Here is a 16,507-nt window from a genome sequence, read left to right on the forward strand (position 1 = left end):
GAACGGTGAAGCGGCTGTGCCGGAGCCTGCACGTGTGAGTCCTTTATTCGTGGTTGCGTTCAGTACCTCGTTGCCTACGGCTGCATCTGCACCTACAGGCTGCCAGGCACTGCCGTCCCAGTACACCGGTCCAACCGGTATGGCGGGCGGGCCTGCTATCGCTGCAGTGTTGAACACCATATCGCCCACATTCGTTCCCGCAGGACTGGTGCTGCTCGTAAGTGCGGTAGTGGTCAGGCCTGCGCTGCCCGGTGCCCATTTGGAGCCATCCCATACCATTGTCTGGTTGGTGGCGGTACCGTCCGTGAGTCCGAGCGTAAAGGGTGAAGCGGCTGTGCCGGAGCCCGCACGTGTGAGTCCTTTATTTGTAGTTGCGTTCAGCACCTCGTTCCCTACGGCTGCATCTGCTCCGACCGGCTGCCAGCTGCTGCCGTCCCAGAATACGGGGCCTGCAGGGATGGCGGGCGGGCCTGCCACTGCTGTAGTATTGAACACCATATCCCCGATACTGTTACCGGCCGGTGTGGTGCTGCTGCTCAATGCTGTATTTGCCAGGCTTACCTCCCCTTTGGAGATCAGGCGGATCCATTTCGTGCCGTCGTTGATATAGTAGCCCGGTATTACGGCGGTGCTGCCGCTGCCTGCCGTGGCGGTGTTGTACACAGCCATTCCCTGTACATGGGCGCTCAGCGGACTCGCGCTGTTCGTGGCGGTGAGCGCGATGCGCGGCAGCAGTAAACCCCTACGGTTGCTCTCCAGGTCCAGGATCGCATTCGCATTCGGAAGCGCTGACGAACTGATCGTTCCGTCTTTCATTTTACTCTGGGCATACACCCCGCTGCTGCAAAGCAGCAGCATACACGCGGATAACGCGTAGACTTGCTTGTTCATATTGTTGGTTTTTGTTTAATTGATTATTCGGAAATCGTTTGGGCCAGGGTCTGTTCGGCTATCGCTAAGCGCTCAGACAGGGGGAGGGCCAGCAGCTCCCGTAATTCATAGGGCATACGCATGTGTTTATGGTTGATGAAGGAATGAGTTGCAGGAAGCAATACAGCAGATCAGCGATCGGGCTGTAACCGCAGGGGGCAGTGCGCCGGAATGAGAGCGAGCAGAGAGACCGGGATATCCGGAAAAGGGGATGGGGCGCCTGCGGGAGATAGGAAAACCGCATGGAGGCGCATGAGGGCGTATTATGCCCGGGCATCGGAAATATACTTGCTTGCTTGATCATCGAACGCAATTGCGTTGGTACTGTATTCCCGGGCTTTAAAAGGTGCTTTCGCACATCTGAAACAATGCAGTTAAGTCAACTGATTTTTTATATGTTTTAAATGTTTAACCCGTCTGCCCGGAAACAGGTCGTGTAGTTCAAACTCCGTTCCGCGTGCCATCGTTTCACACACTCCTTTTGTAGTGTATGTTATTGTTTCAACCCATTTTACACCGGGTTGTACACTACAAAGGTTTGGATTGGGGTGGCTTCAATAACACCAAAACGTGGGCGGATGCTCAGTTCGGTGCGAATCCCTCCGGGGGAGGGGGAATACAGCGTGTGCGAGCAGCGTGAATGAACGATTGCTTCGACGCAGCTATACCGCGGAGCCTGCACGCGTCTCGCAATGACGCGAAAAGGTGGGCAATGCTCAACACGGAGCGAATCCCTCCCGATAGCTACACACAGGCTATATGCTCGTCGCAATGACACCATAACAAAAACAACCCACCCCTATCCCCTCCGGGGGAGGGGAAACCAGCGTGTGCGAGCAGCGTGAATGAAAGATTGCTTCGACGGCTATACCGCGGAGCCTGCGCGTGTCTCGCAATGACGCGAAAAGATGGGCAATGCTCAACACGGAGCGAATCCCTCCCGATAGCTACACACAGGCTATATGCTCGTCGCAATGACACCATAACAAAAACAACCCACCCCTATCCCCTCCGGGGGAGGGGAAACCAGCGTGTGCGAGCAGCGTGAATGAAAGATTGCTTCGACGGCTATACCGCGGAGCCTGCGCGTGTCTCGCAATGACGCGAAAAGATGGGCAATGCTCAACACGGAGCGAATCCCGTCCCGATAGCTATCGGGACGGGGAGGGGCCGGGGGTGGGTCTGTGAAAAATGAGGAGAATGGCGTTGCGAAAAAGATTGCTTCGACGCGCCTCAGTGAAGGGCTATACGCGTCTCGCAATGACGCGAAACGGGAAACCCACCCCTATCCCCTCCGAAGGAGGGGAAATACGCGTGTGCGAGCGGCGTGAATGAAAGATTGCTTCCTCGCTGCCTACACACAGGCTATATGCTCGTCGCAATGACGCGCAACGGGAAACCCACCCCTATCCCCTCCGGGGAGGGGAAACCAGCGTGTGCGAGTGCGGAATCGCATTGACGGGAATACGCTTACTTTTGCGTTTCAAAACATAAAAATCTATGAGCAGGGTTTTATCAGGTTTACAGCCAGTTGCATTATGGCAGCATTTCGAAGAACTGAATGCGGTGCCAAGGGCTTCCAAAAAAGAAGAAAGAGTGATCGCGTTCATCCGCAGCTTTGCAGAAGGACTCGGTCTGGATCATACTGTAGATAAGGTAGGAAATGTCATCGTACGCAAACCGGCAACTGCAGGCATGGAAGACCGGAAAACGGTTGTGCTGCAAAGCCATCTGGACATGGTACATCAGCAAAATGCCGGCACCAATTTCAATTTCGATACACAAGGCATTCAGATGTATGTGGACGGCGACTGGGTAAAAGCGAAGGGCACCACGCTCGGCGCTGATAATGGCATCGGTGTGGCCGCAATCATGAGCATCCTCGCAGCAACCGATATTCCGCACCCTCCCCTCGAAGCGCTGTTTACCATCGACGAGGAAACAGGGATGACCGGTGCACTCGGACTGGAAGGCGGACTGCTGAAAGGATCTATCCTCCTGAACCTCGATACGGAAGAAGATACGGAACTGACCATCGGCTGCGCAGGCGGACTGGACATTACGGCAAAAGCAACGTACACTGCTGTACCGGTATCCGGCTCCGATGCACTGCAGATCAGCGTAAAGGGCCTTACCGGCGGGCATTCCGGAGGTGATATTCATCTCGGTCGTGGTAATGCGAATAAAATCATGAATCGTGTGCTTTACGAAATGGCAAAGAGCAATGAACTTGAAATCGCATCGATTGACGGCGGAAGTCTGCGCAATGCGATTCCGAGAGAATCAGCTGCAGTGATCGTCTGTAAAGATGCAGCGGCATTTACCGAAGCGTTCAATTTAATCGCCGCACAGATCCGCAATGAATACCTGCACACCGATCCCGCTATCAGCATTACGGCAACGATGACAGAAAAGCCGGCATCTGTATTACCCGCAGACTTTGCACGGTTGCTGCTGCAAGGCATCTACGCATGCCCGAATGGCATTTACCGGATGAGCCCGGATATCCCGGGACTGGTGCAGAGCTCCAACAACGTGGCGCGCGTGCTCGTAAAAGACGGACAATGTTCGATCCAATGCCTTACGCGCAGTTCGGTAAACAGTGAGAAGCAGGATCTGGCAAACGCAATCTTTGCGGCTCTGGGCATCAGTGGCGCAAGCATTACCGCAGATAACGGCTATCCGGGATGGGAACCCCGGCCAGGCTCCGAAATCGTAAGCCTTATGAGTTCGTTGTATGAAGAACTGTTTGGCGGGAAAGCCCATGTAAATGCGGTTCACGCGGGACTCGAATGCGGTATCCTCGGCACGAATTATCCTGACATGCAGATGATCTCCTTCGGTCCCAATATTACCGGTGCGCATTCCCCGGACGAACGCGTGCAGATCAGCTCCGTTCAGAAATTCTGGAAATATTTTCTCGAGACACTGAAACGTATCCCGAAACAATAAAATAAAAAAGCGGCGGAATCAATTCCGCCGCTTCTCTTTTTAGAGACGCTTCATGTAATCTCCCAAAAGGTCTTTAAACTGGAAGCCTTCTGCAAAGCGACGCTTCGCTAGCTTCTTGTATTCCGTAAGTGCCCAGAGGATGAGCTCATACACAAAGTATTTATCCGTATCCGACACCTTGGGCTGGTACTTCTTCATCAGTTGCGCGAGCGGCCAAACATTATCCAGCTGCTCATGATAGTGCGCATCATCATCTTCATCCATCAGCTCCAGTTCATTCTCCGCAAACCAGTCGACCAGCTCCTGGTAAGGATTTTTGTCGCTGGCTTTTTCGAGCTTGGATATTTTGGGAAAGTATATTTCAAATATCGTTTTCACCGCGTCGCCAATCAGGTGTTCTGCTACAATAGCTGCGCCTTCCTGCTCTCCTTCATACACCAGTTCCACCTTACCGGTGATAGCCGGGATCACACCCATAAAATCGGACAGGCGAACCGTAGTGCGACCGGAACCGTTGCGCAGGCTCCGACGCTCTGCAGTGCTCACCAGATTCTCAAATGCCGAGATGCTCATACGGGCGCTCACGCCGCTCTTCGCATCAACAAACTCACTTTTGCGGGCTTCAAATCCGATCTGCTCGATCAGGTCTTTGGCGAGTGAAGGCACATAAACAGTTTCCAGTTGCTCATTGTTCAGACGTGCTTCCTGCTCGGTGATCTGGCGTGCCACCTGTACGGTTTCGGGATAGTGCGTGAGTATCTGCGATCCGATACGGTCTTTCAGCGGCGTAACGATACTTCCGCGATTCGTATAGTCTTCCGGGTTAGCAGTAAATACAAATTGGATATCCAGGTTCAGCCGCACCTTAAACCCGCGCATCTGTATATCCCCTTCCTGCAGGATATTGAATAACGCCACCTGTATACGGGCCTGCAGATCGGGTAGTTCATTGATCACAAAGATGCAGCGGTTTGCGCGGGGGATCATACCGAAATGCAGTACGCGGTCATCAGCATAAGACAATTTCAGGTGAGCGGCTTTGATCGGATCGATATCACCGATCAGGTCGGCAACGGTAACATCCGGCGTGGCCAGCTTTTCATAGAATCGTTCTGAGCAGTGCAGCCAGGTGATGGGAGTGTTATCGCCGTGCTCTGCCACAAGCTCCCGTGCATAGCGCGAAAGCGGATGGAACGGGTCGTCGTGGATCTCAGATCCGGACACATAAGGGATCCATTCATCCAGCAGTTGCACCATCATGCGAGCAAGCCTTGTTTTGGCCTGGCCACGCAAACCCAGCAGGTTGATATTATGCCGGGACAGGATGGCGCGCTCCAGTTCGGGAATTACCGTATTTTCAAACCCCCAGATGCCTTCAAAAGCGGAGCCCCCTTCGGCCATTTTCCGGCGCAGGTTGTCGCGCAGTTCTTCTTTGATCGGTTTCGTTTGGTAGCCCGCATTCCTGAGGGCTCCGAGTGTGGTTATATCCTGATAGTTCATTCGTGTAAAAAATATTTTTTTATTTGAGCCGCTTCTTGCGGTTCGTTTCGTAATCTTCAAAAATCATTTCGCCAAGCCCCTTCAGCCCTGTGTAGAACGCCTTGCCCTGGTTGGCTTCCGTAAAGCGTTCCACAAACTGTTGCAGGTAAGGGTCCTGCGCGATCATGAACGTAGTGATGGGAATATGCAGCTTTCTTGCCTGTCGGGCATGCAGGTAACATTGCTCCACGATATATTCATCCAGGCCAAAGCTGTTCTTGTAATAGGTACCGTCTCTTTCGCGCACGCAGCTGGGCTTTCCGTCGGTGATCATAAAGATCTGCTTGTTGGTATTGCGCTTCCGGCGCAGCAGATCCATTGCAAGCTGCAAACCGGCCACCGTATTGGTGTGGTAAGGCCCTACCTGCAGGTAAGGCAATTCTGCAATGGATACCGGCCAGGCATCGTCGCCAAAAACGAGTATGTCCAGCGTGTCCTTAGGGTAACGCGTGGTGATGAGTTCGGCCAATGCCATCGCAACTTTCTTCGCAGGTGTGATCCTGTCTTCACCGTATAGGATCATGCTGTGGCTGATATCGATCATGAGCACGGTGCTCATCTGAGCCTTATACTGCGCGTCTTCCACTACGAGATCGTCTTCAGTCAGACGGAATTCGTCAGATCCGTTATTGATCTGCGCATTCTTCAGGCTTTCTGTAAGCGAGATCCGGTCCAATGCATCGCCGAAACGGTATTCTCTGAGTTCGCCCGTCTGCTCTTCTCCGGAGCCTGTGTACTTCGTTTTATGATTACCGGAACCACTTTTTTTCAGGTTACCGAAAATCTGTTTCAGGGCCTGCTGGCGGATATTCCTTTCTGTCTTGGCGGTAATGCCCATACCATCGCTGCCATCCGGACGGATTTCCTCCCGGATATAGCCTTTGGCTTTCAGGTCTTCAATAAAATCGTCGATGGTATAATCTTCGGTTGTCAGCTGATATTCTTCGTCCAGCTCGCGCAGCCAGCTGATGGCCTCATCAAAATCCCCGGAAGTATGTGTAATGAGTTCCGTGAATATTTCAAACAGTTTGTCGAAGGGGCTGAGATCGGGAGGAAGATACTGCCCGAATACAAATCCTTTCCGGTGTTCCATTACCTAAAATTAGGCATCCCGCACGACCCTGCTTATCAGAAATCCCAATACTAACAATTCCTTTGCTTATGGCTACAAGGCGGCAATTGCTGAAAACAGGATGCGCACACCTACAAGTGCCAGACAAACAGCCAGCGCGCGGATGATTGCAGTGGTGGAAATACGGTGCGACAGGTAAGCGCCCAGCTGTGCCCCGGGCAATACACCGATGATAAAACCAATCACCATACGCAGTACCTCCGGATCATTGTAGTGCCCGTTTACAATATGCACCCCCACACTCACCGAAGACATGATCGCCAGTATAAAGTGAGAAGTGGCTGTGGCTACGTATACGGGAAACTGAAGCCATTGCACCATTGCGGGCACATGGATGATTCCTCCGCCAATACCCAGCAGCGGAGATATGAAGCCGACGAGCACGCTGATAATAATACCATGCAGCTGATTGTAAGTGTACGAATAGGTATGTCCCGATTTGTCGGTAATGGAACTATGCTTCCAGTTGCCGCCTGCTGCATGCTGCGGCAAAGCGTTCTGCGCAACATTTTTTTTGCGGTTTTTGACGAACAGGTACACTGACAATACCAGAAGCAGGGCTCCGAAAATCACCTGAAACCAATGCTTGGGTATATAATTGGTTATATACACGCCGAGAATGCTCCCCGGAATTGTGAACAGAGCAAACATCAGCCCCGCGCGGTAATCGATACGCTTACCCCGTGCATAGGCAAAGGTTCCTGAAACAGCATTTGCGGCGACCACTGCTATGGAGATTGCGGTAACCACTTCAGGATCAAGCGCAGGGAAAAAGATCAGCAGCAAAGGCACCAGCAGGAAACCGCCTCCGGCACCGATGAGGGTACCAATGCTGCCTATCAGAAAACCTATGAGTATCAGGGCGAGGAAATAAAGCATCAGCCAGTATTTGAGGTGCAAAGATGCACAATCCCGGCTTAATGACCCGGTTGTTGCGGAGGTTTTATTTCCGGAGCAGGCTGCGGCTCGGCAGGTACTTCAGGTTTGGATGCAGGCTCCTCTTTACGCGGCGCTTCTCTGATCTGTTCCTGTTCTTTCTGAACTTCTGTATTTTCCTTATGTCCGGGTTGCGGCACATCTTTAGAGGGAAGTGGCGGGAAACCTTTTTTTTCTTCTTGCATATAGGTGGCTTTTAATACAGATGAAGGTCGTATTAAATGATACACACAATAGTGAAAGCTATCTCAAAATGGATCAGCGAAGGCTTATTTTATGACACTCAACGCGGGGCAGCTCATGTGTAGCGGGACGGGCTTCATGTACGGAGTAACCGCGCCAGATGAGTATCACCGCCGTAAAAAACACGAAAACAGGAACGGCCTTACGCATTTTTAAACGCCAATGAACCGGAATGCTTTGCCCGAAAATCAGGAAACCCAGCATCAGCGGGAAGGTACCCAGTCCGAAAAAGAACATAAGCGCCGCGGCAGGCAGCGGAGCTCCGGTTGCGGTGGCCGCAGCAAGTCCGAGATATACCAGGCCGCAGGGGAGGAGTCCGTTCAGCATACCGGTGACGAAAAAAGAATACCAGTGCGGCTGTGCCTGGAAACGCTTCGCCAGTGCGCGCTGCACCAGCTCATAACCCGGGAAACGCACACCCGGAGCGATCTTTTGTGCCAGCCGCGGCAGCAGCAGACAAAGAAGGATCAGTACACCAAGCGCCAGGGAAAGGTATTTCTGGAAACCGAGCAGGAGCGCACCGCCGCCCAATAAGCCGGCAAAGGCTCCCAGTAATGCGTAAGTAGCGGCACGGCCGAGATTATACATAACGATCTGAGCAACCCGTTCGGCAAGTGTATCGCCCCGGAACGGAATCGACAAAGCCAGCGGACCGCACATGCCCACACAGTGGAAGCTGCCCGCAAGGCCGATACCCATTCCCGCTATGATCTGATACCACATATCGGATGCTATTCGCTTACAAAATATTTCTGTTCGAAAAAATAAGGCGTACCATTACTGTACCATTGCACACGTACAAGGTAGAGGCCCTCGTGGAGGCGCGCCTTGGAAAATGCATGGCTGAATGCACCCGAAGCAAGCGCTTCTTCACGATCCATACTTTTATCGGAAGGACGTATAAAAGCTATACTGCCGGAATCGGCAACAGCAGACTGCGGCAATTGCACATACACAGATCCGGTGCTGTCTTTCAGCTGTACCGACCCATTCAGCCGCGACAGGTTTGCAGCGGCATCGATCAGTTGCTGATGCACTAGTTCCTTTTTATAATATTGTTCATCCATCATTTCGTTGCTCTGTCTCATGGCAATGCTTACCATGAAGAATATTCCTCCCAGAAAAGCAAGCAAAACAATCAGAATGCGATATCCCCAATTCATAATACAGTTTGTTTAAAGGTTACATGAACGGCCCCAGGAAGGTCGTTTTTACAGTTTGTATTTTCCGGTCTCCCTGGTATACCCCGATCTTCAGCTTCGTGGTACGGCTGTGGATCTGATTTTTGTGCAGCACAATAAAAAATGTGATCAGGTTCACCTTCTCTTTCGAAGCTACGGTGGCCTTTGAGCTGATCATCTTCACTTCGGCATGCAGGTTCTCCACACGGAAGCTCAGCGGCACATCCTCCCGGGTCTTGTTCAGCACCTCGGCATTGTACAGGTTACTGAGCGAGTCGCCCGGCAACTCCTGGTACAACTGTCCTTTCACACGGGAGATGTGTGTGTCCACACTGTGGCTCTTCAGGATCAGGGTGGTGATGAGCGTGAGCAATAACAACAACACAGCCGAATATGCTTTGATACGCGTAGTGACCTTAAACGGCTTACGATGCCGGATCTGGTTCTCGGACGCATAGCGTATAAGGCCGGTTTCCCGGTTGATTTTCAGCATTACATTGTCGCAGGCATCAATGCATGCGGTACAGCCCGTGCATTCGATCTGGTCTCCGTTGCGGATATCGATACCCATAGGACAAACATGCACGCATTTATTGCAATCGATACAGTCGCCGACGGTTGTTCCGGATTTCGCCTTACCCCGCGGTTCGCCACGTACATAATCGTAGGCGATCTTCATCGTATCCTTATCCAGCAATACCGCCTGAAGACGTCCGTAAGGACACAGCGCAGTGCAGACAATTTCCCGTGCAAATGCAAATACAGAATAGAACAGCAGTGAAAAGAAAACAAGTCCGAACAACAGGATCAGGTGATCGGAAACCGGCTCCCGGATAATCTTCCAGAGATCGTCGACCCCGATGATGTACGCGAGAAAAGTGTGCGATATCCAGAAACTCAGGAACAGGAATACGATATGCTTGATCGTTTTGCGCACAACACGGTCTGTGGTCCAGGGTCCGGCATCGCGCTTCTGCTGCTGCGTGTAGGTTCCCTCGATCAGCCATTCCACTTTCCGGAACAGCATTTCGAGAAAAACGGTCTGCGGGCAAACCCACCCGCAAAAAAGGCGTCCCCAAACAGCCGTGAACAACGCAATAAAAATGATTGCGGAGATCATTGCCACAGCGAAGATGAAGAAATCCTGAGGCCAGAATATTTTCCCCAGCACCACAAATTTTCCTTTGGGGAAATTCAGCATCATCAGTGGTTCTCCGTTCACTTTGATGAAAGGCAACGTAAAGAACACGATGAAATAGAACCAGGAAAAGATATTCCGTAAGCGGTAAAATTTTCCGGACGGCTTTTCCGCAAATATCCAACGCCGCTTGCCGGTTTTGGTTACCGTGCTGATCTTATTCCGGAATTCAGCACTCTGATTATCATCTTCACTTTTCACCTGAAACTATATTAGTAAGTTGTATTATTTACCGGTAGCAGCACTGTCGGCAACAGCCGCTGCATCAGTTTTCGCGGGCGAAGCAGCTGCCTCATCATAAAGCTCACCCTGCGGCTCCTTAGGGTTCGGAGGATTCGTATTGCGCAGCGAATACACGAAACTGGCAAGCTGTGCGATCTGGTTCGGCGAGAAATCATCTTTCCAGGACTTCATACCTTTCTCCTGCCAGCCGTATTTGATTGTCTTAAAGATGTCTTTGACACCGCCGCCGTGCAGCCAGTATTTATCCGACAGATTGGGCCCTACTACTGCTCCCTGGCCTTTATCCCCGTGACAGGCCACACAGTTCGCGGTGAACAGCGCCTGTCCTGCCGCAATACCGTCTGCATCCAATACGGCAACGTTATTTTCGTCTACGTTATTGGCCTGCGTTTTCAGGAATGCTTCATGTTCCGCCTTTGCCTCAGCAACAGCTATAGTGTATTCTTCTATTTGCAGCGGAGCTGTCTCCGATACGTGATAGCGCCACAGGTAAACAATTGCAAATCCGATAGTGAGCACAAAGCCCGCAATAAACCAGGGAGGCGTAACATTATTCAGTTCACGGATACCATCGTAACTGTGCCCCGTATCGAGACCAGCTTCCTCTTCGATAGGTCTGAACCGGTTGATCTTCTCCCAGAAACGACCGAGCGTAAAAGAACGGGAACGGCTTTTTTTCTGAGAACGGCTGAATGCTTCCACCCCTGTGAAGAAACGGATCATACGGGTAAACTGCAATATCACCAGCACTTCCAGTGTTAGTACCGTGTACAATATCCAGCGCAGCATTTCGGAATCTTTGAATTCGGTCACTGCCGGAGCACCCGCATCGGCAACTTCCTGCGCCCAGGCAGAACCGCCGCTCAGCAACAGTAACAACAGCAGCACTGTCGCAGCACCTTTACCCGATTGTCTCGCAGACTCTTCTTTCCTCCGGTTGTGGTAATACAGCACAGAGGAGCGCAACGTATATCCGAGGACAAAGATGATCAGCAGGAGCAGTGCAGCGCAGCCCACCAGCACATCATTGATGCTCATGGTGAACTCACTTGCGGCAGCTGCGGAACCTGCGTCCGGTGCAGCCTGCGCTACGGAAATCATGAAAAGCGCTATGGTCGATAATATAAAACGTTTCGAAATTTGGTACATCATTGTTGCTATTTATTGTCTTCGAAAGGAAGGTTTTCGAGATGTTCGATTGATTTTTTGTCTTTACCCATTACCCAGAAAGTGACGAGCAGGAAGAACACTACAAAAGTGACCAGTGAAAAGATAGGATAGACGCTCACACCGGAGATCTTTTCCAAATAGTATGTGAATTTCATAGCTGTCTAATTTTGTGATACTGGTTTGGAAACGGCACGGGCATCTTTACCCAGTCGCTGCAGATAAGCGATCAGAGCGACGATCTGCTTGTCGGAAGGAATATTGATCTTCTGATCTTTCAATCCTGCCGCAATCTTTTCTGCCTGCTGTTTCAGATCCTGGTCGGCGATTGCTTCATAACCTTCGGGGTAAGGAACCCCGAGCTGACGCATTGCATGGATCTTGGAACGCGTGGATGCAACATCGATATTCTTCTCAAACAACCACGGATACTTCGGCATGATCGATCCGGGAGACATAGACTCCGGTTCGAGCATATGGTTGAAATGCCAGCTGTCGGGATATTTACCGCCGAGGCGCGCGAGGTCCGGACCGGTACGCTTGCTACCCCACTGGAACGGGTGGTCGTACACAAACTCTCCGGCTTTCGAATAGTCGCCGTAACGGGCAACTTCGTAACGGAAGGGGCGGATCATCTGCGAGTGGCAGTTGTAACAACCCTCGGAGATGTAGATATCGCGTCCCTGCAATTCCAGCGGTGTGTAAGGCTTCACACTGCTGATCGTAGGCACGTTGGTTTTCACCAGGAAGGTTGGCACCATTTCCACAAGCCCGCCGATACCTACAACAATCAAACTGAGTACCAGCAACAGGATGGGCTTTCTTTCGAAAAATGAGTGCCAATGAGCTTTGGCCGGAGCAACATATACTTTTTCAAGAGCAGGGGCTTCGGCTGTTTCTGTAGCCACAAAGCGTCCGGCTTTTGCTGTTTTAATAAGGTTGTATGCCATCAGGAACACACCGGCGAGATAGATCGTTCCGCCGATTGCACGCAGCACGTAGAAAGGAACAACAGTTTGCACCACATCGATGAACTGATACTGCAATTGTCCTTCAGGCGTGAAAGCTTTCATCATGAAGTACGAACGGAAAGCCGCCCAATACATAGGGATCGCGTACAGCACAATTCCGAGCGTACCCATCCAGAAGTGTGTGGATGCCAGTTTTTTCGAGTAGAGCTTTGTGTCGAATAATCTCGGGAACAACCAGTACATCATACCGAAAGTCATGAATCCGTTCCAGCCCAGCGCACCGATATGTACGTGTGCCACGGTCCAGTCGCTGTAATGCGAAATAGCATTTACGTTTTTCAGCGAAAGTGTAGGACCTTCAAAAGTGGCCATTCCGTAACAGGTCACTGCCACCACAAAGAATTTCAACACCGGATCTTCACGTACTTTATCCCAGGCGCCACGCAGTGTGAACAACCCGTTGAGCATACCGCCCCAGCTGGGCAGCAGCAGCATAATGGAGAAAGTGGTACCGAGCGACTGTGCCCATTCAGGCAAAGCAGTATAGAGCAGATGGTGCGGTCCGGCCCATATATACAGGAAGATCAGACTCCAGAAGTGCACAATACTGAGTTTGTAAGAGTATACAGGCCGGCCGGCTGCTTTGGGCAGAAAGTAATACATCAGCCCGAGGTAAGGAGTGGTCAGGAAGAAAGCCACCGCATTATGACCGTACCACCATTGCACCAGCGCATCCTGCACACCGGCATACCAGGAATAACTTTTCATAAAGCTTACCGGCAGCTCGAATGAATTGACGATATGCAGCATGGCTACTGTTACCCAGGATGCGATAAAGAACCATATGGCCACATACAGGTGACGTTCGCGGCGGGTAAGGATCGTACCAAACATATTGATCCCGAAAACCACCCATACCAGCGTGATCGCAATATCGATCGGCCATTCAAGTTCCGCATATTCTTTTGCCGTGGTATATCCCATAGCCAGCGTAAGCGCGGCAGCGAGGATGATCAGCTGCCAGCCCCAGAAATGTATTTTACTCAACAGGTTGCTCCACATCGGTGTCTTGAGCAGGCGCGGCATGGAGTAATAGACGGCTGTAAAGATGCCGTTACCCACAAATGCGAAGATCACCGCGTTGGTGTGGATAGGACGGATACGTCCGAAGGAAGTGAATTCAATGCCAAAATTCAGGACCGGGAAGGCCAACTGAAATGCTGCCAGCACCCCGACAAGCATACCCACGGCGCCCCAGAAAATGGTAGCCACCGCGAATAACTTCGGAATCCTGTTGTCGTACTGAAATTGTTGTATCTGCATAGGTAATTATTGTTTCTTATTCGTGCCGGTGGTATCCGGTTTGGAGTCATCGAACAGCATACGGTTGGCCGCTCCGAAATCATCTTCGTACTGACCCGTACGCAGGCCCCAGAGCAGCGCCACCAGAAAGCCTCCGGCGATCAGCATGCTGACGATTGCAATGGGAATGATGATGTACATGAGATTGATTGTTTGACAGTACAAAGATTGCAAATGCCTTATGCCTGTCCTATGTGCTGCATCAGCGCCGCACATGATTTATATCATAAAACTTTTTTGTGCAGTAAACGTGCCGCGAAAAAAGAGCTGCATCCATACGTGAGCAGTATGATGCTCAGCGAACTGGCAGGCATCAGCAGCGCTGCGACCAGCGGCGAAAGATCCCCGCGCAGTGCAAAATACAGGCCGATGATATTGTACAATATCGAAACGATGAAGCTTACATAAATGATCCGGCGACCCGCTCTGGCAAAGCGCAGGAATGCGTATAACAGACCGATGGAACCTGCTTTCATGATACCGTCGGACGCCGGTGTGAAATTGTTCACGTCCTCTGTAAGCGCGATACCCACATCACTTTTCTGTAATGCGCCCGCATCGTTGAGGCCATCGCCCACCATCAGTACTTTACCCGGGTGCTGCTCCTGAAGACGCTGTATATATTCGAGCTTTTGTTCCGGCGACTGGTGAAATAACAACTGATGACCCGGCCCCAGCAACTCCCGCAGAAAGTCAGCTTCGGAATCATTATCACCGCTCAGAACGGTCAGGTGATACCGCTTACTGAGCTGCGGTGCAATCTCCAGAAACCCTTTTCTGTAAGGAGAGCGGATCGTGAAATACCCGAACAACTGTGCTTCTTTGCGTACGTACACACGCGTGTATTCGCTTAACGTACCGAGCGTATCCGCGCCGGTAAACAAAGCCGATCCGACCTGATAATGCGCATCCTCTATCCAGGCTTCGATGCCTGCTCCCGGTACTTCCCGGAAAGAGCCGATAGCGATAGCCTGATCATCCAGTTGCAGATAACGGTGTATCGCTATACTTAAGGGATGATTCGATTGTCCGAGCAGACGGCTCACACATAGCTTCGTATGCTCATCCATCGCCACACCCGAATAACGTATATCCACTCCGTCTTTTCCTGTGAGCGTACCCGTTTTATCAAAAACAATATGCCGGATATCACCCAGGTCCTCTATTACATCCGGGTGACGCAGGTATAGCCCGTGAGCACTGAGTCCGCGCAGGACATTGCCGTTGGTGAATGTGGAGGAAAGTAATAATGCGCAGGGGCAGGCGACAATCAGGATGGTGGTGAGCGCATTCCACATAGTGCTCACACTTCCCGCATACGCCCAGTAAAGCGCGGCACCGAGCCCCAGCAACAATACAATTACCGTAAAATAACGGCTGAGCAGATGAATGAATGAATAACGTTGTTTCGGTTCTTTAAAGATCGCGTTGTTCCAGAGATTGGTAAGGTATCCCTGCGCCACCTCTTTCATTACCACCAGTTCGATCGCTTCACCGCACTGCCTTCCTCCCGCATATACCCAGCTTCCTTTTTCCACCCGTACGGGCAGACTTTCACCACTCACGAAACTATAGTCGATCAATGCATCGCCTTTCGACAGTAACGAATCTACCGGAACCAATTCCCCGTTCCGCACCTGGATCACATCTTCCACGCGCAGCTGTTCGATCTGCCGAGGCTTGAAAAGCCCGTTCTGCAGGACATTGACGGATATCGGAAAGAAGGATTTGAAATCCCTGTCGAACGAAAGGAACTGATATGTCTGATCCTGGAAGTAGCGGCCTACAAGCATGAAGAATACGATGCCGGACATACTGTCCAGGTAACCGCTTCCGTGCAGCCAGAAAATTTCATACAGGCTCCTCAAAAAAGTAATCGCAATTGCGGCGGCAATAGGCAGGTCGATATTCAGGAAACGGTTACGCAGCCCCTTCCATGCCGAAACAAAAAATTCGGTCGCACAATAGAAGAGCACCGGTAATGATAAACCGACAATGAGGTATTGGAACGTACGTCCGATTTCTTTTTCCAGATAGCTGCTGACCGAAAAATATTCCGGCAGGCTCATCATCATGATATTGGCAAAACAGAAACCGGCGATGGCAATTTTATAAAGCGTATGCTTCTTTACTTTTTTCTGCGCAGGATTCATATCCTGAAGACTGAAATGCGGCTCGTAGCCGATAGAAGCGAGCGTTTCCACCACCTGCCTTAAAGTGGTTTGCGAGCAATCGAACACCACAAAGGCCTCCTTTTTGGTAAAGTTTACCCGTACGCTGAGGATATGAGGATTGATCTGACTCGCATGCTCCAGCAGCCAGAGACAGCTGGAACAGTGTATCTGCGGCAGGTAAAAGGTGATGTTGGATTGTTTTCCGTCTGAAAAGGAGATCAGCTTGCGCAATACCTCTTCATCATCCAGGAACGCAAAGCGGTCGGCAACAAACGAATGGACGGCGCCTGCAGCCGGAGTACGGTTCAGGTCGTAATACGTACACAGATCATTCTTCGACAGAATATCATATACCGTTTTACAGCCGTGGCAGCAGAAGCACTTGTCTCCCGAATGCAGTGAGGTATCGCGGCATGCTTCTCCGCAGTGATAACACAATACTTTCTGACCTTCCTTGCTGCCAACGGACTGTTTCACGA

The 16,507-nt window shown here is 51.3% G+C and carries 14 protein-coding genes; 1 reads left to right on the forward strand and 13 read right to left on the reverse strand.

Features of this window, described 5'->3' with window-relative positions:
- Nucleotides 1-891, reverse strand: an 891-nt coding sequence (locus ABD846_RS04920) for a hypothetical protein (protein ID WP_344823261.1), incomplete at its 3' end; no start/stop codon positions are given.
- A 1,539-nt stretch (nucleotides 892-2,430) separates the two neighbouring features.
- On the opposite strand from ABD846_RS04920, the gene ABD846_RS04925 reads away from it, so the two are divergent.
- Entirely contained in the window at nucleotides 2,431-3,882 is a 1,452-nt protein-coding gene (locus tag ABD846_RS04925) for an aminoacyl-histidine dipeptidase (RefSeq protein ID WP_344823264.1), read from the forward strand.
- 39 nt (nucleotides 3,883-3,921) lie between these two features.
- Here ABD846_RS04925 and ABD846_RS04930 read toward each other — a convergent pair whose 3' ends face one another.
- The 12 genes from ABD846_RS04930 to ABD846_RS04985 all read right to left on the reverse strand — a co-directional run bounded on the left by ABD846_RS04930 (nucleotide 3,922) and on the right by ABD846_RS04985 (nucleotide 16,505).
- Nucleotides 3,922-5,382, reverse strand: coding sequence for a sigma 54-interacting transcriptional regulator (locus tag ABD846_RS04930; RefSeq protein ID WP_344823267.1), 1,461 nt, complete (start codon nucleotides 5,380-5,382; stop codon nucleotides 3,922-3,924).
- 19 nt (nucleotides 5,383-5,401) lie between these two features.
- Nucleotides 5,402-6,514 carry a vWA domain-containing protein gene (locus tag ABD846_RS04935; protein WP_344823270.1) on the reverse strand — a complete coding sequence of 371 codons (1,113 nt, stop codon included), beginning with the start codon at nucleotides 6,512-6,514 and terminating at the stop codon, nucleotides 5,402-5,404.
- 72 nt (nucleotides 6,515-6,586) lie between these two features.
- The gene (locus ABD846_RS04940) at nucleotides 6,587-7,432 is read right to left on the reverse strand and encodes a sulfite exporter TauE/SafE family protein (RefSeq protein WP_344823273.1); all 846 of its coding nucleotides are present in this window, start codon (nucleotides 7,430-7,432) and stop codon (nucleotides 6,587-6,589) included.
- Nucleotides 7,433-7,470: 38 nt separating this feature from the next.
- Nucleotides 7,471-7,674, reverse strand: a complete 204-nt coding sequence (locus tag ABD846_RS04945; RefSeq protein ID WP_344823276.1) for a hypothetical protein — start codon at nucleotides 7,672-7,674, stop codon at nucleotides 7,471-7,473.
- Nucleotides 7,675-7,747: 73 nt separating this feature from the next.
- A complete protein-coding gene (locus ABD846_RS04950; RefSeq protein ID WP_344823279.1) occupies nucleotides 7,748-8,455 on the reverse strand; it encodes a sulfite exporter TauE/SafE family protein in 708 nt (235 codons plus the stop codon).
- An 8-nt stretch (nucleotides 8,456-8,463) separates the two neighbouring features.
- Complete coding sequence (locus ABD846_RS04955; RefSeq protein ID WP_344823282.1) at nucleotides 8,464-8,895, reverse strand: FixH family protein; 432 nt, start codon at nucleotides 8,893-8,895, stop codon at nucleotides 8,464-8,466.
- 19 nt (nucleotides 8,896-8,914) lie between these two features.
- Nucleotides 8,915-10,312, reverse strand: a complete 1,398-nt coding sequence (gene ccoG, locus ABD846_RS04960; protein ID WP_344823285.1) for a cytochrome c oxidase accessory protein CcoG — start codon at nucleotides 10,310-10,312, stop codon at nucleotides 8,915-8,917.
- Nucleotides 10,313-10,336: 24 nt separating this feature from the next.
- A complete protein-coding gene (locus tag ABD846_RS04965) occupies nucleotides 10,337-11,506 on the reverse strand; it encodes a cbb3-type cytochrome c oxidase N-terminal domain-containing protein (RefSeq protein WP_344823288.1) in 1,170 nt (389 codons plus the stop codon).
- A 5-nt stretch (nucleotides 11,507-11,511) separates the two neighbouring features.
- A complete protein-coding gene (locus ABD846_RS04970) occupies nucleotides 11,512-11,679 on the reverse strand; it encodes a CcoQ/FixQ family Cbb3-type cytochrome c oxidase assembly chaperone (protein ID WP_344823291.1) in 168 nt (55 codons plus the stop codon).
- A 6-nt stretch (nucleotides 11,680-11,685) separates the two neighbouring features.
- A complete protein-coding gene (gene ccoN / locus ABD846_RS04975; RefSeq protein WP_344823294.1) occupies nucleotides 11,686-13,815 on the reverse strand; it encodes a cytochrome-c oxidase, cbb3-type subunit I in 2,130 nt (709 codons plus the stop codon).
- 6 nt (nucleotides 13,816-13,821) lie between these two features.
- Nucleotides 13,822-13,995 carry a cbb3-type cytochrome oxidase assembly protein CcoS gene (gene ccoS, locus ABD846_RS04980; protein WP_344823297.1) on the reverse strand — a complete coding sequence of 58 codons (174 nt, stop codon included), beginning with the start codon at nucleotides 13,993-13,995 and terminating at the stop codon, nucleotides 13,822-13,824.
- 83 nt (nucleotides 13,996-14,078) lie between these two features.
- Nucleotides 14,079-16,505: a heavy metal translocating P-type ATPase gene (locus ABD846_RS04985; RefSeq protein ID WP_344823299.1), complete on the reverse strand. Its 2,427-nt coding sequence runs from the start codon at nucleotides 16,503-16,505 to the stop codon at nucleotides 14,079-14,081.
- Nucleotides 16,506-16,507: the final 2 nt, after the last annotated feature.

Origin of the sequence: Rurimicrobium arvi, assembly GCF_039540495.1 — a bacterium.
GTDB lineage: Bacteria > Bacteroidota > Bacteroidia > Chitinophagales > Chitinophagaceae > Rurimicrobium > Rurimicrobium arvi.